The 18,853-nt window shown below is 46.0% G+C and carries 25 protein-coding genes and 1 riboswitch; of the genes, 14 read left to right on the top strand and 11 right to left on the bottom strand.

Going from position 1 to position 18,853, the window contains the following annotated elements; translation table 11 throughout:
- From THICY_RS08195 to ubiA, 14 genes are all read left to right on the top strand, one after another.
- The gene (locus THICY_RS08195) at window positions 1-873 is read left to right on the top strand and encodes a ParB/RepB/Spo0J family partition protein (RefSeq protein ID WP_013836143.1); all 873 of its coding nucleotides are present in this window, start codon (window positions 1-3) and stop codon (window positions 871-873) included.
- A gap of 180 nt (window positions 874-1,053) precedes the next feature.
- Window positions 1,054-1,335, top strand: coding sequence for an AtpZ/AtpI family protein (locus THICY_RS08190; RefSeq protein WP_013836142.1), 282 nt, complete (start codon window positions 1,054-1,056; stop codon window positions 1,333-1,335).
- On the top strand, window positions 1,319-1,690 hold the full coding sequence (locus THICY_RS08185) for an ATP synthase subunit I (protein ID WP_245534957.1): 372 nt from the start codon (window positions 1,319-1,321) through the stop codon (window positions 1,688-1,690). The genes THICY_RS08190 and THICY_RS08185 overlap by 17 nt, the downstream gene beginning before the upstream one ends.
- A gap of 11 nt (window positions 1,691-1,701) precedes the next feature.
- Entirely contained in the window at window positions 1,702-2,517 is an 816-nt protein-coding gene (gene atpB, locus THICY_RS08180; protein WP_013836140.1) for a F0F1 ATP synthase subunit A, read from the top strand.
- 110 nt (window positions 2,518-2,627) lie between these two features.
- Window positions 2,628-2,918 carry a F0F1 ATP synthase subunit C gene (gene atpE / locus THICY_RS08175; RefSeq protein WP_006460105.1) on the top strand — a complete coding sequence of 97 codons (291 nt, stop codon included), beginning with the start codon at window positions 2,628-2,630 and terminating at the stop codon, window positions 2,916-2,918.
- A 50-nt stretch (window positions 2,919-2,968) separates the two neighbouring features.
- Entirely contained in the window at window positions 2,969-3,439 is a 471-nt protein-coding gene (locus tag THICY_RS08170) for a F0F1 ATP synthase subunit B (RefSeq protein WP_013836139.1), read from the top strand.
- Window positions 3,440-3,451: 12 nt separating this feature from the next.
- Complete coding sequence (locus THICY_RS08165; protein WP_013836138.1) at window positions 3,452-3,991, top strand: F0F1 ATP synthase subunit delta; 540 nt, start codon at window positions 3,452-3,454, stop codon at window positions 3,989-3,991.
- A 15-nt stretch (window positions 3,992-4,006) separates the two neighbouring features.
- Entirely contained in the window at window positions 4,007-5,548 is a 1,542-nt protein-coding gene (atpA, locus tag THICY_RS08160) for a F0F1 ATP synthase subunit alpha (RefSeq protein ID WP_013836137.1), read from the top strand.
- A 12-nt stretch (window positions 5,549-5,560) separates the two neighbouring features.
- A complete protein-coding gene (gene atpG, locus THICY_RS08155; protein ID WP_013836136.1) occupies window positions 5,561-6,427 on the top strand; it encodes a F0F1 ATP synthase subunit gamma in 867 nt (288 codons plus the stop codon).
- 28 nt (window positions 6,428-6,455) lie between these two features.
- A complete protein-coding gene (atpD, locus tag THICY_RS08150; protein ID WP_173358421.1) occupies window positions 6,456-7,838 on the top strand; it encodes a F0F1 ATP synthase subunit beta in 1,383 nt (460 codons plus the stop codon).
- A gap of 6 nt (window positions 7,839-7,844) precedes the next feature.
- Window positions 7,845-8,279: a F0F1 ATP synthase subunit epsilon gene (locus THICY_RS08145; RefSeq protein WP_013836134.1), complete on the top strand. Its 435-nt coding sequence runs from the start codon at window positions 7,845-7,847 to the stop codon at window positions 8,277-8,279.
- Between the two features lie 131 nt (window positions 8,280-8,410).
- Window positions 8,411-9,796 (top strand): bifunctional UDP-N-acetylglucosamine diphosphorylase/glucosamine-1-phosphate N-acetyltransferase GlmU, encoded by a 1,386-nt coding sequence (gene glmU, locus THICY_RS08140; RefSeq protein ID WP_013836133.1) that lies wholly within the window; start codon window positions 8,411-8,413, stop codon window positions 9,794-9,796.
- A gap of 12 nt (window positions 9,797-9,808) precedes the next feature.
- Window positions 9,809-10,054: a hypothetical protein gene (locus THICY_RS08135; RefSeq protein WP_013836132.1), complete on the top strand. Its 246-nt coding sequence runs from the start codon at window positions 9,809-9,811 to the stop codon at window positions 10,052-10,054.
- 7 nt (window positions 10,055-10,061) lie between these two features.
- A complete protein-coding gene (gene ubiA / locus THICY_RS08130; RefSeq protein ID WP_013836131.1) occupies window positions 10,062-10,913 on the top strand; it encodes a 4-hydroxybenzoate octaprenyltransferase in 852 nt (283 codons plus the stop codon).
- 4 nt (window positions 10,914-10,917) lie between these two features.
- Here the strand turns inward: ubiA and THICY_RS08125 are convergent, their stop codons facing one another.
- The 11 genes from THICY_RS08125 to THICY_RS08075 form a co-directional block, all read right to left on the bottom strand.
- The gene (locus tag THICY_RS08125) at window positions 10,918-11,352 is read right to left on the bottom strand and encodes a YceI family protein (protein ID WP_013836130.1); all 435 of its coding nucleotides are present in this window, start codon (window positions 11,350-11,352) and stop codon (window positions 10,918-10,920) included.
- An 81-nt stretch (window positions 11,353-11,433) separates the two neighbouring features.
- Window positions 11,434-11,937, bottom strand: coding sequence for a thiol peroxidase (gene tpx, locus THICY_RS08120; protein WP_013836129.1), 504 nt, complete (start codon window positions 11,935-11,937; stop codon window positions 11,434-11,436).
- A 35-nt stretch (window positions 11,938-11,972) separates the two neighbouring features.
- Window positions 11,973-12,236, bottom strand: a complete 264-nt coding sequence (locus THICY_RS08115) for a hypothetical protein (RefSeq protein WP_013836128.1) — start codon at window positions 12,234-12,236, stop codon at window positions 11,973-11,975.
- Window positions 12,226-12,858, bottom strand: a complete 633-nt coding sequence (locus THICY_RS08110) for an AAA family ATPase (RefSeq protein WP_013836127.1) — start codon at window positions 12,856-12,858, stop codon at window positions 12,226-12,228. The genes THICY_RS08115 and THICY_RS08110 overlap by 11 nt, the downstream gene beginning before the upstream one ends.
- Before the next feature lie 83 nt (window positions 12,859-12,941).
- Complete coding sequence (locus THICY_RS08105; RefSeq protein ID WP_013836126.1) at window positions 12,942-13,751, bottom strand: thiazole synthase; 810 nt, start codon at window positions 13,749-13,751, stop codon at window positions 12,942-12,944.
- Window positions 13,752-13,910: 159 nt separating this feature from the next.
- Window positions 13,911-14,105 carry a sulfur carrier protein ThiS gene (gene thiS / locus THICY_RS08100; RefSeq protein ID WP_013836125.1) on the bottom strand — a complete coding sequence of 65 codons (195 nt, stop codon included), beginning with the start codon at window positions 14,103-14,105 and terminating at the stop codon, window positions 13,911-13,913.
- A gap of 117 nt (window positions 14,106-14,222) precedes the next feature.
- Window positions 14,223-15,266, bottom strand: a complete 1,044-nt coding sequence (locus THICY_RS08095; protein WP_013836124.1) for an FAD-dependent oxidoreductase — start codon at window positions 15,264-15,266, stop codon at window positions 14,223-14,225.
- Window positions 15,267-15,279: 13 nt separating this feature from the next.
- On the bottom strand, window positions 15,280-17,157 hold the full coding sequence (gene thiC / locus THICY_RS08090; protein ID WP_013836123.1) for a phosphomethylpyrimidine synthase ThiC: 1,878 nt from the start codon (window positions 17,155-17,157) through the stop codon (window positions 15,280-15,282).
- Between the two features lie 283 nt (window positions 17,158-17,440).
- Window positions 17,441-17,543, bottom strand: a riboswitch (TPP riboswitch).
- A 70-nt stretch (window positions 17,544-17,613) separates the two neighbouring features.
- The gene (locus THICY_RS08085; RefSeq protein WP_013836122.1) at window positions 17,614-17,913 is read right to left on the bottom strand and encodes a type II toxin-antitoxin system RelE/ParE family toxin; all 300 of its coding nucleotides are present in this window, start codon (window positions 17,911-17,913) and stop codon (window positions 17,614-17,616) included.
- A complete protein-coding gene (locus THICY_RS08080; RefSeq protein WP_013836121.1) occupies window positions 17,910-18,140 on the bottom strand; it encodes a type II toxin-antitoxin system ParD family antitoxin in 231 nt (76 codons plus the stop codon). The genes THICY_RS08085 and THICY_RS08080 overlap by 4 nt, the downstream gene beginning before the upstream one ends.
- A 55-nt stretch (window positions 18,141-18,195) precedes the next feature.
- The gene (locus tag THICY_RS08075) at window positions 18,196-18,576 is read right to left on the bottom strand and encodes a transcriptional regulator (protein WP_245534956.1); all 381 of its coding nucleotides are present in this window, start codon (window positions 18,574-18,576) and stop codon (window positions 18,196-18,198) included.
- Between the last annotated feature and the right edge of the window lie 277 nt (window positions 18,577-18,853).

Below are 18,853 nucleotides of genomic sequence, written 5' to 3'. Positions count from 1 at the left end.
ATGGCGGCGAAGCGACATTCTGGATTAGGTAAAGGCTTAGATGTGTTGATGGCGACTAAGCCACTCGGACCTAAGAAAACAAAAGATTGGGATATGGCGCTACTCGATGTGACGAGTATTGCAGCAGGGCGCTACCAACCGCGCCAAGACTTTGCCGAAGATGCATTGCAAGAACTGGCAGACTCTATTAAAGCGCAAGGCCTCGTACAACCGGTGATTGTGCGAATGATTGGTGAACAGCAATATGAGCTGATTGCCGGAGAGCGTCGTTGGCGTGCGGCTCAAATGGCCGGCTTAACTCAGGTTCCGGCAGTTATTCGTGAGCTGGAAGACCAGCAAGCTCTTGCAATGGCGTTGATTGAAAACATTCAGCGCAAAGATTTAAATCCACTAGAGGAGGCAAAGGCCTTGGCACGGCTTTTAACTGAGTTTGAGCTGACGCATCAAGAGGTGGCCGAAGCCATCGGGCGCTCACGCAGTGCCGTAACAAATTTGCTGCGTTTATTGAAACTTCCCGAGTTGTTGCAGGACTGGTTGCAAGATGGCTTGTTAAGTATGGGACATGTGCGTGCCTTGTTGACAGCTGAGGACTCTGTGCAGATTCAATTAGCCCAGCAAGCGATTGATGAAGCATGGTCGGTACGGCAGATCGAGCAAGCTATTCAACTGCAACAATCGCAAACATCAGATTCATTAACAACCGCCAATCCAGCTGCTGACAAAGATCCTAATATCCGTGCTTTGGAGCAACAGCTTGCTGAGCAGCTGGGTGCCAAGGTTAAAATTAAACACCATGCGACAGGACGAGGCAAGATCGAAGTTAATTATAGTGACCTAGAGGAGTTGCAGCAGTTACTTTCCCGAATAAAATAAAATTTTCCCCCTGTTAAAAACGCTCGTTTCTACTACAAGTAGTAGTCACCGTGAAATAAAACGCATAATATTGAAAAGCCAGCAAAATAGCGCCACTTTACAGTGATGAAATACTAGCAATTAGAGCCTGAAAGGTTTAATATGTGCAGGCTTTGCCAATAACCAGTGAAAATAAAGTGCATGAATGATCAAGAGCAAAACGCGGTATCTAATAGAGCACAGGTAAACAAAGAAAAGACCAAGCAGGGTTTCAATTTTTTGATGATTGGCTCGGGCCAAATGTTTACTGCAATGATTATTTCTGGTTTTATTGTTGGCTACTTTATTGATTACCTGCTAAGCACAACACCGATTTTTATGCTCATTTGTGGTGTGCTTGGGATGATCGGTGGGGCACAAAAAGTGCAGCACATGGTCAGCAGAATGGATAAACAATCCACCAAAGATGTTAATAATGGCTAATGGATCACAAAAAAGCCTGTTAATTCAATTGGGTATTGGGGTTGTTGTCGTATTGATTTTCGCTTTTTGGGATCAAGCGGGTTCAGCGATTTATGGCATGTTGATTGGGTTAGCAAATGTATTAATGTTAACAACGACTTTTAGAATTGCCAATAAACGCTCAGAGACAGATCCCAAAATCGGTATGTTAGTTTTATATATGAGTGCAGTTATCCGGTTTGTACTGTTAGCTGCGTTGTTTATTATTGGGCTGGCGCTCTTCAAGTTTGAGGCTTTACCCGTTGTCATTACATTTATTGCGATGACAATAGGGCAAATTTTCAATCTTGCGGGTAAGCGTCGTTTGACTGACTAAGGAGAAGACTCTTGAGTGCTGAAAAACCGAGCAGTGTTGAGTATATACAACACCACTTGCAAAACAACTATGTCGGAAGTGGATTTTGGACCTTCCATTTAGATACGATTATCGTAAGTGCCATGCTGGGCATGCTAATTATCGGGGTTGCGGCTTATGTGGGTCGTCGTCTTGAAACAGGCGTACCTGGTGGACTACAAAATTTTATCGAATCTATTCTTGATTTTGTTGATAAAACGGTTAGAGAGTCATTTCCTTATCGAAATCCGCTAATTGTTCCTTTAGCACTGACCATTTTCTTATGGGTCTGGTTAATGAACTTTATGGATTTAATTCCAATTGATTTGTTCCCTTATCTGTTCCAGATTGTTACTAACAATCCTGACGCCTATCTGAAAATTGTACCTACAACTGACCTAAATACTACGCTAGCTCTTGCACTTGTAGTGTTCGCACTTGTTATTTACTACAATGTGAAGTTCAAAGGTTTTTTTGGTTACATGAAAGTGTTTTTATTCCACCCATTCGGCAAGTTCTTGATTCCTGTCAATATCGTTATGACTTTCATTGAAGAAATTGCTAAGCCAATATCATTGGCTCTGCGTTTGTTCGGTAACATCTTCGCGGGTGAGCTCGTATTTATGTTGATCGCCTTGATCGGTGGCACTATGGCAGTTGGCGCAGCCGCGCTATTTTGGGCGCCGTTACAAGCTATCCTTGATTTAGGTTGGGCGATTTTCCATATTTTAATTATTACCTTGCAAGCATTTATCTTCATGGTACTAACGATTGTTTATCTCTCTATGGCGCACGACGAAGCGCACTAAGGGCGATAGGTAAAGAAGTCGGGGTCTATGACTCCTCAAGGTTTAAGCGCACCTACCAACTGGTAAAAAGCTTTTTTAACTTTAACTGTAAAAAACTTAGGAGAAAGTCAATGGAAGTAACAGCAATGATGATTGCCGACATTTACGCCGCCACTGCAATTGGTGTTGGGGTTATTTTGGCAGCAGCAGGTCTGGGTTCAGCAATCGGTTGGGGTCTTATTTGTTCTAAAACCCTAGAAGGCATTGCACGTCAACCAGAAATGCGTCCAGCATTAATGACGAACATGTTTATTTTCGCTGGTTTGATGGAGTCATTCCCATTCATCATCCTAGCATTCGCGATGTGGTTCTTATTCGCTAACCCATTCGTTGGTGCAATGCAAGCAGCAATCGGCGCTTAATGTACCGAGCTTAATTGTAATTATTATCAACGAATGACGAGGTAACCACTGTGAATATTAATGCAACCGTAATCATTCAAATCATTTCCTTCGTGTTATTGATTTGGTTTGTGAATAAGGTGCTGTGGGGGCCAATGTCTAAGCTACTAGAAGATCGTCAAAAGCGTATTGCAGACGGTCTTTCAGCGGCAGAAAAAGGCAAGCATGAACTTGAACTAGCTGAAAAACGCGCTAAAGACGTGTTAAAAGATGCTAAGTTACAAGCTCAAAATGTGTTAAGTCAAGCTGAAAAGCGCAGCACCGAAATCGTCGAAGACGCTAAGGTGAAGGCAGCAGAAGAAGCCGAACGCATTAAAGCGGCCGCCCAAGCCGATATCGAGCAAGAAATTAGCCGTGCCAGAGAGCAACTCCGTAAAGAAGTTGCGGCCTTAGTAGTTACAGGTGCAGAGAAAATCTTGCACAAGGAAGTCGATGCAAAAGCTCACAATGAGATGCTTGACGCCTTAGTAAAGCAAATCTAAGGGAAATTTGATATGGCAGAATTAATCACCATCGCTCGTCCCTATGCAGAAGCCGCCTTTAGTTATGCTAAAGAGCAAAATGCATTGCAAAGCTGGTCTGACGTATTGGCAGATTTAGCTGCAATCTCCGAAAATGAAGATATGACTAAATTTTTAGCCAATCCTTCACACTCTAAAGAGCAAAAACTGGATATGTTTTTGAGTCTATTGGGTGCGGCGAGTGTAACAGATGCGGTTAAGAACTTTCTTATCGCGCTAGCTGAGCAGGGGCGCTTAAGTGCACTTTCATTTGTTTCTAAGCTTTTTGAAGAGTTAAAAGCAGCAGAAGAAAAGCGTATCAAAGCGTCCATTGCGTCTGCAATGGAATTAAACGACGAACAAAAAAGTAAATTAAGTGCTGCTCTAAATTCTAAATTTGGCGTTGATGTTGATGTGGAATATACCACTGACAGTGCATTAATTGCCGGCGTACGAATTAAAGTGGGTGACTGGGTGGTAGAAAACACCGCAGTCACACAGATCCAGAAACTTGGCGCAGCAATCGCCCATTAATTGAGAGGAAGACACATGCAATTGAATCCCTCTGAAATCAGTGACTTAATTAAAGACCGCATCGCAGGCTTTAAAGTGACTGCAGAGTCTGGCAGTGAAGGCACAGTCGTCAGTATTGCTGACGGTATTGCGCTTATTCATGGCGTGTCAGATGTAATGTATGGTGAGATGGTTCAGTTTGATGAACAAACCTTTGGTATGGCACTTAACCTTGAGCGTGACTCAGTTGGTGTTGTAATCCTAGGTGAGTATGAACATATCTCTGAAGGTGACAAGGTGACCTGTACAGGTCGTATCCTTGAAGTACCAGTTGGTCCAGAAATGCTAGGTCGCGTTGTTGACGGTTTAGGTCGTCCAATCGATGGCAAAGGTCCAATTAACACGAAATTATCTTCACCTATCGAGCGTATTGCTCCTGGTGTAATCGATCGTAAATCTGTTGATCAGCCAATGATGACGGGCATCAAGTCTATTGACTCGATGATTCCAGTTGGTCGTGGTCAGCGTGAGTTGATAATCGGTGACCGCCAAACAGGTAAGACAGCTATCGCTATTGACGCGGTAATCAGCCAAAAAGACACTGGTATTAAGTGTGTTTACGTTGCAATGGGCCAGAAGGCTTCAACAGTAAACAACATTGTTCGTAAGCTTGAGCAGTATGGCGCAATGGAAAACACTGTTGTTGTTGCTGCAAATGCTTCTGACCCTGCGTCATTAGTGTTCCTTGCTGCTTATGCGGGTTGTGCGATGGGTGAATATTTCCGTGATCGTGGTGAAGATGCGTTAATAATTTATGATGATTTGACCAAGCAAGCGCAAGCTTACCGTCAAATTTCATTGTTATTACGTCGCCCACCAGGTCGTGAAGCCTTCCCAGGTGATGTATTCTATCTACATTCACGTCTACTTGAGCGTGCTGCTCGTGTAAGCGAAGAGTATGTTGAAAAGTTCACGAATGGCGAAGTTAAAGGTAAAACCGGTTCATTAACGGCGCTACCAATTATTGAGACTCAGGCGGGTGACGTATCGGCATTTGTTCCGACGAACGTTATCTCAATTACTGATGGTCAGATCTTCCTTGAAACAGGTTTATTTGCTAAAGGTATTCGCCCAGCTATTAACGCAGGTTTATCTGTATCACGTGTTGGTGGTGCGGCACAGACTAAAGCGATTAAGAAGCTAGGTGGTGGTATTCGTCTTGATTTGGCACAGTACCGTGAATTGGCGGCATTTGCTCAGTTTGCATCTGATCTTGATGCGGCAACTAAAGCACAGCTAGAACGCGGTAAGCGCGTAACTGAGCTGATGAAGCAAAAGCAGTATTCACCGTTATCTATTGCTGAAATGGCAACTTCTCTTTATGCTGCTAACGAAGGCTTCTTAGATGATGTTGATGTAGAGAAAATCGGTTCATTTGAAGCCGCTCTTCATGCCTACATTAACTCTGATTGTGCTGACCTTGTAGCAAAAATCAACGCTAAGGGTGATTGGAATGACGAAATTATTGCTGGTGTTAAAGCCGCAATTGAGTCTTTCAAAACAACCGGCGTTTACTAAGGGGGTTTGACCATGGCAGGCGGTAGTAAAGAAATACGGACGCAAATTGCGTCGGTAAAGAATACCCAAAAAATCACCAAAGCCATGGAAATGGTGGCGGCGTCTAAAATGCGTAAAGCGCAAGCTCGCATGACGGCGACTCGTCCCTATGTAGAAAAGGTGAAACGCGTAATCGAGCACGTTTCAAAGGCGCATCATGAGTATAAGCATCCTTATACCCTTGATCGCCCAATTAAGCGTATTGGTTTGATGGTTGTTTCATCTGATCGTGGTCTATGTGGTGGTTTAAATACCAACCTATTCCGTAGAACGTTAAAGAAAATTCAGGCTTGGCAACAGGATAATGTGGCTATTGAATTAGCCATTATTGGTAAAAAAGCGCAAACCTTTTTCCGTCATTATGGTGGTAACGTTGTTGCTAGCAAGGTGGATCTGGGTGATACGCCGCATATTAATGATCTTGTTGGAACGGTTAAGGTTATGCTTGATCGCTTTGAAAATGGTGAAATTGATGCTGTTTATGTGGCATCAAATCAATTTGAATCAGCGATGACGCAGGTCCCAACCATCCAGCAGCTTATTCCTCTTCAAGCCGTTGCAAGTGATGATTCTGAGCCTGCGTATTGGGATTATCTTTATGAGCCCGATGCTAAAGAAGCATTAGATACCTTAATGGTCCGTTATATTGAAAGTACGGTTTACGGTGCTGTCGTAGAAAATGTTGCTTGTGAGCAGTCTGCGCGCATGGTTGCCATGAAGAGTGCATCTGATAACGCTGGCAAAATGATTAAAGAATTGCAGCTTGCATATAATAAGGCGCGTCAAGCGGCTATTACGCAAGAACTTTCTGAAATTGTATCGGGCGCTTCTGCGGTTTAAGTTCGTATTAGGAAAAAAAGGTTTAATTATCATGAGTGGAAAAATAGTACAAATTATCGGCCCGGTCATCGACGTCGAATTTAGTGGTGCTGCATTACCAAAAGTTCATGATGCGCTTATTGTTGGCGACAAGGGTTTAACTCTTGAAGTTCAGCAGCAAATCGGCGATGGTGTTGTTCGTGCAATTGCCATGGGTTCATCAGACGGTTTGAAGCGCGGCATGATTGTTACCAATACGGGTTCTGCAATTACAGTCCCAGTTGGTAAAGCGACACTGGGTCGTATATTCGACGTATTGGGTAATGCAATTGACAACGCAGGTCCAGTAGAAACTGAAGACCGTGCACCGATTCACCGTAAGGCACCTAAGTTTGAAGATCTTGCGGCATCGCAAGAACTTTTAGAAACAGGTGTTAAAGTTATCGACTTGATTTGCCCATTTGCTAAGGGCGGTAAAGTGGGTCTATTCGGTGGTGCTGGTGTTGGTAAAACCGTTAACATGATGGAGTTGATCCGTAACATCGCGATCGAACACTCAGGTTACTCAGTATTTGCTGGTGTGGGTGAGCGTACTCGTGAAGGTAACGACTTCTATCACGAAATGAATGAAGGTGGCGTACTGGATAAAGTTGCCTTGGTTTACGGTCAGATGAATGAGCCACCAGGTAACCGTTTACGTGTTGCTTTAACCGGTCTAACAATGGCTGAATTCTTCCGTGACGAGGGTCGTGACGTGTTGTTCTTCGTAGACAACATCTACCGTTACACTCTGGCAGGTACTGAAGTATCAGCATTGTTAGGTCGTATGCCCTCTGCGGTAGGTTATCAGCCTACATTGGCAGAAGAAATGGGTCAGGTTCAAGAGCGTATTACCTCTACAAAAACGGGTTCTATTACGTCAATCCAAGCGGTATACGTTCCTGCGGACGACTTAACTGACCCGTCTCCAGCTACAACCTTTGCTCACTTGGATGCAACGGTAGTACTTAACCGTTCAATCGCTGAAACGGGTATTTACCCTGCGATTGATCCATTGGACTCGACTTCACGTCAGCTAGATCCATTGGTTGTTGGTGACGAGCACTACAATGTTGCTAACGGTGTACAGCAAACGCTTCAGCGTTATAAGGAATTAAAAGACATCATTGCCATTCTTGGTATGGATGAGCTTTCAGAAGAAGACCGCGCACTAGTTGCACGTGCACGTAAAATGCAGCGTTTTTTCTCACAGCCTTACTTCGTAGCGAAAGTGTTCACCGGTGAAGACGGTCGTTATGTCACACTAGCTGAAACCATTCGTGGCTTCAAAATGATCTTAAATGGTGAAATGGATGATGTGCCTGAGCAGGCATTTATGTTCTGTGGCACCATTGATGAAGTTCTTGAGAAAGCTCAGAAATATAAGGGGTAATGTGTCATGGCAGTCTCTATGCAAGTAGATATCGTTAGTGCGGAAGGTGAGATTTTCTCTGGAAAGGCTGATATGCTTTTCGCACAGGCTGCCAACGGAGAGGTGGGTATCCTACCTTTCCACACCCAGTTTTTGAGTCAGCTAAAACCTGGCGAAGTCCGCGTAAAAAGCGGTGATGAGGAAGACACTTATTACATTAATAGTGGCACCATTGAGGTTCAGCCTCATGTTGTAACTATTCTTGCTGATACGTGTATTCGTTCGCGTGACCTTGATGAAGCGCAAGCTCTTCAAGCCAAACAGCGTGCTGAGGATGCGATGGAAAACGCAAAATCAGAAGTTGACGTTGCGCGTGCTCAGGTTGAGCTTGCAGAAGCCGTTGCTCAAATTCAAACGATCACTAAATTACGTGAACGTTTGCAAAAAACTGGGATGGCTTAAGGCTGTTTCGCAAAAACGAAAAGAAGCGCCTTCGGGCGCTTTTTTTATGTCAGAATTTTAGAATATATATTTATTAATAGTGTTTTATCACAGTTGCAACACGATTAATAAATGTATCAGGAGTGTAAATCATGTCTCTTAATGTTGTTATTCTTGCCGCTGGAAAGGGTACGCGCATGCGCTCATCCTTGCCTAAGGTTTTACAGCCGTTGGCGGGTCAACCGTTGTTGCAGCATGTAATTAATCGAGCGAAGCAACTAAACGCGGCTCATATTTTTACGGTTGTAGGTCATCAGTCGCACTTGGTAGAAGACGCTATGGCAGGTCAGGATATTGACTTTGTTTTACAAGCACAACAATTAGGTACAGGCCACGCTGTGCAACAGGTGTCACCTTTTATTAAGGATGATGATACTGTGTTGGTTCTTTATGGTGATGTACCCTTGACGGCGAAATCTACCCTAGACGATTTATTAAGCCTGGTTACCGACCAGCATCCGCTCGCACTGCTCACGCTTAATTTAGCCAACCCAACCGGTTATGGTCGAATTTTGCGTGACCAACATCATCAGGTGACGGCCATCGTTGAACAGAAAGATGCCACAGCCCAACAATTGACAGTTACAGAGGTAAATACCGGTATCTTGGCAACTCAGGGCAAGCAACTGAAACAGTGGCTAGCAAGGTTGCAGTCAAATAATGCTCAGGGCGAGTTTTATTTAACCGATATCATTGCGATGGCGGTAGCCGACGGTTTTGCCGTCCAAACCACTCAGCCAGCCAGCGAAATGGAAGTGCTAGGTGTTAATGATAAATTACAACTTGCCGCTCTAGAGCGCCAGTATCAGCAGAGCCTGGCGAATTCACTGATGCACCGGGGTGTCACTTTGCTAGATCCATCTCGTATTGATATCCGTGGCGAATTACTGGTAGGCCAGGATGTTGAGATTGATGCTAATGTTATTTTTGAAGGTCAGGTTCAATTAGGTAATCATGTAAAGATTGGCGCAAACTGTGTGTTAAAAAAAGTGGTGATTGCGGATCATACGGTGATTCATCCGTTTAGTCATCTGGACGGCTGTCAGATTGGTAGTGAGGTGTCGATTGGACCCTATGCGCGATTACGTCCGGGTACCGAGTTAGCGGACAAGGTTCGGATTGGTAATTTTGTGGAAACCAAGCAGGCAAAAATCGCACAGGGTTCGAAGGTGAATCACCTGAGCTATATTGGTGATACGGTAATGGGCGAGCAGTGTAATATTGGTGCTGGCACGATTACCTGTAATTACGATGGCGTAAATAAACATCAAACCCTGATTGGTGATCGGGTGTTTGTGGGTTCTGATACTCAGTTAATTGCTCCGGTTAGAGTTGAAAGTGATGCGACTATCGGTGCCGGATCTACCATCACTAAGACGGCACCGGCTGGACAGCTGACCTTGAGCCGTGCCAAACAACTGACCCTAGCAGGCTGGCAAAAACCGACTAGGCTTCAAAAAAACGAGCAGGTGAAATAAGGAGGCTTTCGCATGACGCAACAAGACTATGATCAACTTAGCAGTTTATTACCTAGCCAGGGCTGGGAGCGTGTCGAATTTGATGGTGGTCAAAGCCATCTTATGGGCTGGACAGTGCGTTCGGTTTGGGTGCAGGATGCGGCCAAAATTACCTTGCATCATAGTGAACGTTATAATGAAGTCACCTTTGAAGCCGAGGCGAATCCCCTTGGGCTAAAATGGTTGCGCGAACAGGGTTGGGGGCATATTTTTGAGTAAGCCTTTGATGCAAACCAAGTTCTGGTCCTATATTCAGTTAATGCGTTTAGACAAGCCCGTTGGGATTTATCTGGTGCTTTGGCCGGCATTATGGGCATTATGGCTTGCAGCGGAAGGTACGCCACCAGGCCTGGTGCTGGTCGTGTTTATTTTGGGTGCGATTGTGATGCGCTCGGCCGGCTGCGTAATTAATGACTATGCTGATCGTCATTGGGACGGTGACGTTGCGCGAACCGCTTCACGCCCATTGGCAACAGGGGCGATTACGCCTAGAGACGCACTGCTACTATTTGCCGGCTTGTGCTTGGTAGGTTTTGGACTGGTCTTGTTATTAAATCCGTTAACCATTCTCTTGTCGCTGGGTGCTTTAGTTTTGGCGACTCTCTATCCTTTCACCAAGCGTTATACCCATTGGCCACAAATGTTTTTAGGTGCGGCATTTGCATGGGCGGTGCCTATGGGTTATGCGGCTGTGTTGGGCAGTGTGCCTTACCAGGCCTGGTTGGTGTTTGCCATTACCTTGATTTGGACCTTAATCTATGACACGTTTTACGCTATTACCGATCGTGACGATGATTTAAAAGTGGGCATTAAATCGACAGCGATTCTATTTGGACGCTATGATTTGGTGATTATCGGATTGCTACAAAGTCTGATGGTGTTATTGCTGGTCGTGCTGGGCTATTGGCTTCAGCTAGGCATGGCTTTTTGGATAAGTTTGGCGGTGGTGGTGGCTTTGTTTAGCTCGCAATTATGGCAAAGCCGACACCGTGATCCGCAGGCTTGCTTTAAAGCATTCAAGCAAAATCACTGGGTCGGCTTAGTTATTTTAATTGGCCTAATAATTGATTTGGCCTAGGCCATTAATCACGTTTAATCCCTTCAACGTGTAAATCTAAATACACGGTTGAGGAGGTTGGCCCTAAATCCATCTTAAAATTAAAGTCGGCCATTTTAAATTCGGCACGACCTTCAAAACCGGCACGATAGCCGCCCCATGGATCGGTACCTTCACCAATTTTGTTGGCGACAATTTTAATCGGCTTAGTGACACCATTAAGGGTAAAGTTACCTTTAATAAGTTTCGTGCCATCGGGTTGGTTAGTGACACTCGTACTCACAAATTCAGCCTGTGGATGTTGCTCGACATTCAAAAAATCATCACTGCGTAGGTGATCATCGCGCTCGCCGTGATTCGAGTTGACGCTACGGGTATCAATACGCACCACAACCTTCTCATTAGCGGCATTCGTTTCGTCATGGATAAAATAGCCTATTTGACAAAATACTTTTTCCATACAGAAATCTTAGCTCATAAAAAACCCCAGTGATACGATCAACTGGGGTTGGTTTATGTCCTGGTTTTAAAATCGCTCGGTTCAGGCGAGTGCTTTTAGCGCCGCTAAGGCTGCATCATAATTTGGCTCTTGGGCAATTTCAGGCACCAACTCGGTATAGGCAATTTTTCCCTTGGCATCAATAATAATCACCGCACGCGCCAGTAGGCCTGCTAATGGGCCATCAACAATAGTTAGACCATAGTGGTTGCCAAAATCGGCATTGCGAAAGCTCGACAAGGTTTTAACCTTATCTAAACCTTCGGCACCACAAAACCGTTGTTGCGCAAAGGGTAGATCGGCAGAAATACACCAGACTTCGGCATCACCGATTTGAGCGGCTAAGGCATTGAACTGGCGCACCGATTCGGCACATACACCGGTATCGATGCTTGGAAAAACATTCAGGAGTAAGGCTTTACCGCTTGCGAAACAGGTTTCTGATAAATCAGCGGCTACCAAACAAAAATCAGCCACAGTGCTTCCTTGTGAAGGAAGTTCGCCTACGGTATTGATAGGGTTACCTTTTAGAGTGATTTTAGCCATACTGCAACTCCATAATAAGTGGGTTGAATCAATATTTAATCAGGCCATACACGGCGTGATGAGAAAATACGGCGAGGTTCTTCCTCTTTTTTGAGTTCCGCAGTTGGTGCGGTTTTTGCATCCGCTTTTGGTGCGGTTTTAGCGGCTGGTTTTACAGCAGCGTTGCTTTTAGGTTCTGGAGCGGTAGCCGTTTCTTCAACGGTTGTTGTGGTTACCGTTTTCTCTTCGGTGGGTTTTGCAGCAGTAGCGGTATTACGCGCTGATGTTTGGCGTGTGCGTGGGGTACGTTTAGTGACCATGGAGTTCCTCCCATAATTGATTAATTTCAAATTTAGCTTTGTCATTGTCCATTTCAACCACGCCTTTACCCAGGCCCATGGCGTCACGGTAGACTTTACGATCTCTTATTATACTGCTTAACAGCTTAATGTCTCGATAATCACTGATATAGTCCTGAGCTTCCTCGATTTCACGGATCGATGGATTGGTCGGTGCCAGAGTTAGAATGGCGCTCACCTGTAGGTTAGGATTGAAGTCTTTGGAGAGCTGAATCACCTCTTGTAGTTGCGGTAAGACATCTAAATCTGGCTGTGAGGGTCGAAAAGGAACTAATAATCTATCGACTGCTGTTAAACCGGTGCGTAATTCGCGCCCGTCTTGACCTGCTGAATCAACAATCACGTACTCATAGCGTTTGCCGAGATCCTTAACGGTATCGCGGATATTGTCAAATACCTGCACATGATTAACGCGAGGTAAACCGGTTTCATTACGGTCTAGCACCCAGTTCGATGAGGTGGCCTGGCGGTCGGCATCAATAATGATGACATCTTTCCCTAGGTTAGCAAGCAGTGCGGCTAAATTCACACTGACGGTACTTTTACCGCAACCGCCTTTAATATTGCCGATTTGAATGATCATAGAGGCCTCTTAACTAAGACAAAATTTCGCGAATTTTAGGTAAATAATATTGATTCTAACCGAAATTGTGGATTCTGGCGCGATTAATCTTGATGCCAAAACGGGGTGCCGAGGGTGGGAGTGGAGGCACTGGCGAAATTGCGTTGTGGCATAGCACCGGCTTCATAGCCCAACCGCCCGGCGTCAATTGCGTATTTAAAGGCGCTGGCCATTTTTACTGGATCATTGGCGAGGGCGACGGCGGAATTAAGTAATACGCCATCAAATCCCATTTCCAAGGCTTGCGCCGCGTGCGACGGTTTACCGATACCGGCATCGACAATCAGAGTCGTGTCAGGCAGTCGTTGGCGAATTAATTCCATATTGTAGGGATTCATTATGCCTTTGCCCGAACCAATAGGGGATGCCCAGGGCATGACGATGCGGCAACCGACATCGACTAAACGCTGACATAAAACAAGATCATCGCTGGCGTAAGGGAAGACTTCAAAGCCGTCTTCAATTAAGGCTTGCGCCGCTTTGACCAAATCAAACGGATCGGGTTGTAAGGTGTAATCATCGCCGATCACTTCGAGTTTAATCCAATTTGTACCAAAGATTTCACGCGCCATTTGCGCGGTGGTAATGGCTTCTTTGGCATTTCGACAACCGGCGGTATTCGGCAGAATATGACAACCCAGCGATTGGATAATTTGCCAAAAGGCTTGCCCACTTTGATCACCTGGGTTTTGGCGGCGAATCGACACCGTGACCACTTGGCTGCCACTGGCTTCAATCGCTTGACGCATAATATCCGGTGACGGATAAAGCGCAGAGCCAATCAGTAAACGGCTGTTAATTTCCTTATCATCGATTAACCAGGTTTTTATGCCCGTAGGGGTATGGTTGTTCATATATTTTCTACCTTAACTATGTATGGCTATTGCAGGATTTGCTCCTGTTGCAGAATCGGGGTAAAACTAAAGCTTGCCTTTTGGCTTGGCACAACTCGCTTCACCTGCAATACCGCCCGCTTGATTCAATATTCAAAACGAAACACTCACCACTAGAAATTAACCGCCTTGCATTGGGGCGACGATCTCTATGCGGTCGTTTTCCGCTATGGGTGTATCGGCATATTGGCTTTTGGGTACAAAGTTTTCATTAAGCGCCAACGCAAATGCGCCCTCAATATTCAGCTTTGCCACCAGGCCTGCTAGGTTGGTGGAAATTGTGTCAGTTGGTTCACCATTAATGATGACGATCATTTTTTAATCCTGTTTTAGTTGCTTGATAGTAGGTAGCGCGTAGCCTTGTGTACTTGCTCCTTCGGCTTTTTGCTGCGCAAAAAGAGGCGTCACTAGCACACAAGAGCGAAAGCGCGTTCAAGCAAGCTGCGCCAAAGCTTTTTCAACACTCGCGGGCGAAAACAAATAGCCGTGGCGATATAAGCCGTTAATGCGTGTCACGCCGTCTTGTTGCTCGATACGCGGTAAATTATCGCCCAACGCCGGGCGGCAATTAGTCAACTGATTGACAATTCGCGCTTCGGCAAAACCTGGATGTACGCTATAGGCCGCCGATAATAACTCCAAGCTGGAGCGCACCGACATCGGACTGCGGTCTTCGCTTTCGATTTCACTCGCGCCAATCACATAACGCCCATTAGCGCGCGGCACGATATAAATGCGATAACGCGGGTGCATTAAGCGCACTGGCCGCGAAAGTTTAACTTCGGGCGCATCCAGCCAAAACACCTCGCCACGCACACCGCGTAAATCCGGAATAGCCGCTTTCGCGCCTAAACCACGACAGTCAAACACCCAGTCGAATGCTTGACCGTCAATTTGATGGTTTTCGACCTTCTCAACAGGCTGGTTTTCTCTCCACTCAACCAGCGGATGATTTTTCAGCAGCCGTTCGCTTTGGGTAAAAAATTGCATCGAATCCACCTGACCTTCGTTGGGTAATAACCAGGCCTGGTGGTGATGGGCGAGTTCCGGTTCGAGTTCAGTAATACGTGCATTATTGAGTTGTTCAACCCGATAGCCCGCCGGTAGTTTATGCTGCAGTTGACGCATAAAATGTTGCAGGTCGGCACGATCATTAGGGTGCGCTAAAATCAGACTGCCGCGTTGTTGAAAATCGACCGCGCAATCCTGTTCGGCCATCCATTGCACCAGGCCTGGCCAAAGTTCAATCGAGCGCACACCAAGCTGAAAAAGTTCGGCATCCATCAGTTCCAGTTCAGCATAGGGTGACAGCATACCTGCCGCCGTATAGCCAGCCGCATTAGGTGGGGTGATGGCGCTATCTTTTTCATAGAGCGTAACTTGGATGCCGCGCTGAATTAAATTCAACGCCAAAACCCGACCCACCAGGCCTGCTCCGGCAATCCCGATGGAATGCATTTCTGACCAACGTTTCATTGCTTTAAGCCCCTTAAGCCAGCTTTTGAATTTTATCAACCGGCACCGAAATTTCACTACCGAGTTCTTTAAAGGCTTTGGCCTGTTCCGCCATGCCCGCTGCCAGCGCGGCTTTTTCATCGACGCCCATTTGGTCGGCGTAATCACGCACTTCTTGGCTGATTTTCATCGAACAGAACTTCGGCCCACACATCGAGCAGAAATGCGCTACTTTCGCCGAATCACGCGGCAAGGTTTCGTCGTGATAGGCCATCGCGCGTTCTGGGTCAAGGCCAATATTAAACTGGTCCATCCAGCGGAATTCAAAGCGGGCTTTACTCATCGCATCGTCGCGGTAACGCGCGCCCGGGTGACCCTTGGCGACATCGGCGGCATGGGCGGCAATTTTGTAGGCCATTAAACCTTCTTTCACGTCTTCGCGATTCGGTAAACCTAGGTGTTCTTTCGGTGTGACATAACAGAGCATGGCGGTGCCGTACCAACCAATCATCGCCGCGCCAATCGCCGAGGTGATATGGTCGTAACCGGGTGCAATATCTGTGGTCAAGGGACCGAGGGTGTAAAACGGCGCTTCGTGACACAGCTTGAGTTGCAAGTCCATATTCTCTTTAATCTTGTGCATCGGCACATGGCCAGGACCTTCGATAATGGTTTGCACATCGTGTTTCCACGCGATTTGGGTCAATTCGCCCAGAGTCTGCAGTTCGGAGAGTTGCGCTTCGTCATTGGCATCGGCAATCGAGCCCGGACGCAAACCGTCACCCAACGAAAAGCTGACATCATAAGCCTTCATAATCTCGCAAATTTCTTCGAAATGGGTGTAAAGGAAGTTTTCTTTATGATGCGCTAAACACCATTTCGCCATAATCGAGCCGCCACGCGACACAATCCCAGTCACACGTTTGGCGGTCATTGGCACATAACGTAATAGTACCCCGGCGTGAATGGTGAAATAATCCACCCCTTGTTCGGCTTGTTCAATCAAGGTATCGCGATAGACCTCCCAGGTGAGGTCTTCTGCAATGCCGTTGACCTTTTCCAAGGCTTGATACAAAGGTACGGTGCCAATGGGCACCGGCGAGTTGCGGATAATCCAGTCGCGGGTGGCGTGAATGTTTTTGCCAGTCGATAAATCCATCACCGTATCACCGCCCCAGCGGGTTGACCAGACCATTTTTTCGACTTCTTCGGCAATTGACGAGGTAATCGCTGAGTTACCAATATTGGCATTAATTTTGACCAGGAAATTACGACCGATAATCATCGGCTCGGATTCAGGATGGTTGATATTGCACGGAATCACCGCACGACCGGCGGCGACTTCAGCGCGCACAAATTCTGGCGTAATCAATTCCGGCAGGTTCGCGCCAAAGCTTTCGCCTTTTAAACGCGCTTCGCGTTCGGCGTCGATGACTTCTTGGCGGCGTTGGTTTTCACGAATCGCGATAAATTCCATTTCCGGCGTAATGATGCCCTGGCGCGCATAGTGCATTTGGCTCACATTTTTGCCCGTTTTGGCGCGAAGAGGGGTGCGTTTTAGCCCTTGTTCGGCTTTTAAGAGTGCCCCCGGTACATCGGTTTCACGTTTGTAGCCGTTATCGACCGCCAGTGTTTGACGACCTTCGTATTCTTCAACATCGCCGCGCGCCGCAATCCAGACCTGGCGAATCGGTGTTAAGCCCTGGGTTAAGTCAATGTCAGCGTTCGGGTCGGTATAAGGGCCGGAGGTGTCGTAAACCGTCAGGGTTTGACCGTTGGTGAGTTCAATTTCGCGCATCGGCACACGGATGTTCGGATGAATGTCGCCCGCAATATAGATTTTTTTCGACGCCGGAAACGGGTTACGGGTGATTTCACTGTGTTCAGCGGTATATTTTGTGTTTTGAGTCATGTTTTCTCCGATTAGCCCTAGGTCTTAGGACGCTTTCGCCTTGTGTACTTGCTCCTTCGGCTTTTTGCTGCGCAAAAAGAGGCGTCGCTAGCACACAAGGCTGCGCTTTATATAAAGCATAAGGTAAAAAATAAAGGTAGAAAAACAGCGTGAAAAGTCGGTGTATTAACAGGTGTTGAATAAGGCGAGTTGATGTGTGATCACCAGGCCTGGTCTATCAACACGCAGGCACCGGAGGCATTCAGAAACGGCGAGAAAAGGTTACAAAAATTGAAACACACGCCGATTAAATGATTCTCTTCCCTACGCTGGTTCTAACCAGTTCAAGTTCAGCGGGTTCGGTCATTCGACCATCTCAGCGCAAACGCGCACCCCGAGAGATATCATGCAGGTTAAACAAGCCGGGCAAAATTGTCAAGCACCAGGCCTGGTGATGGGCGGTTTAACAGGTGAAATCTACAAATCGGTGGAGAGGTGTCTGGAAATATCCATTTGCTGATGAAGAATACGAATGACGGTGATAGTGTCTGAAGCTTGTTTAAAAAAGATGACATGTGAACCGGTTTGTATTTTGCGGTAACCCGCTCTAACAAAATCGATACTTTGTGAAGAGTTGTAACTGGATTTTAAACTTTCAATAGCATGCCAAATGTTGCGAACGTAGGTTTCAGCTTGCATTGTGCCCCATTGGTGGTAGGTGTAGTCCCAAATATAACTTAAATCTTCTTGCGCTTTGGGTGATAGTTCAATCTTCATTGCGCAGCTTGTTTTTTAGTGTTGATAAACGCCTCGATATCAAATTCACATGCAAAACCGGACTTTTCACCTTCGATTAACGCTTGGCGTAACGCCGCCATTTTTTGATGATCCTGACGAATTAGGTCACGAACATAATCCGATGCATTGGCATAAAGCCCTGTTTGCACCGACTCTTCAACCCAGTCTTTCATTTTATCCGGTAACGAAATATTCATAGTCGCCATAATATTACTCCGATTAATTTCGATGATTCTAGATTATGGCAATCTTTGCCATAGGTCAAGATTTGGTTTGAGCTTGAGCAAAGGCGAATACGATTTCACCGACCATTTTGCGTTTCTCCGCCGGCAGGCTCATAAAGGTTTCCACCACCTGGCGTTCTTGCGGGGTCATATTCGCATCCCAGCGTTTGCGCTGTTGTTGCACCGAGCCGGATAATTTCTCCCCAAACCGCAACCAATGCGGATCGACATTTAACCATTCAGCGAGGACTTGTAGGCGGTCTTGTGTAGGAACTGCTTCACCATGCAACCAACGACGTGCAGCTTGGAAGGAAATCGATTTACCCCAATAGCGTTGATTAAACTCGCGTTCAATTACGATTGGGCGTAATTCATAGCCATGATTCTGCATGGCTTCTTGTAGGCGTAGACTAAACATTTGGGCTTCATTCATGTAACAAAAAGTTAAATTAAAACACTGAAGTTAATTAACTAGTAGTTAACTTAAAATTAACTAACTAGTTAATTTTTGTTAAACTTCGGGTTTTATTTCTAATGCCTAAGTAATATGAACCACCTACCTTCTCCCGTACTCTACCGCGAAGACATTAACGGCCTGCGTGCCTAAGCTGTGATTGCCGTATTGTTATTCCATTTCCAACTACCAGGCCTGTAAGCCGGTTTTCTTGGGGTGGATATTTTCTTTGTGATTTCCG

Origin of the sequence: Thiomicrospira cyclica ALM1 (assembly GCF_000214825.1) — a bacterium.
Lineage (GTDB): Bacteria > Pseudomonadota > Gammaproteobacteria > Thiomicrospirales > Thiomicrospiraceae > Thiomicrospira > Thiomicrospira cyclica.
The sequence above is the reverse complement of the archived record's forward strand: the minus strand, read 5'-3'. Positions and strand labels throughout refer to the sequence as shown.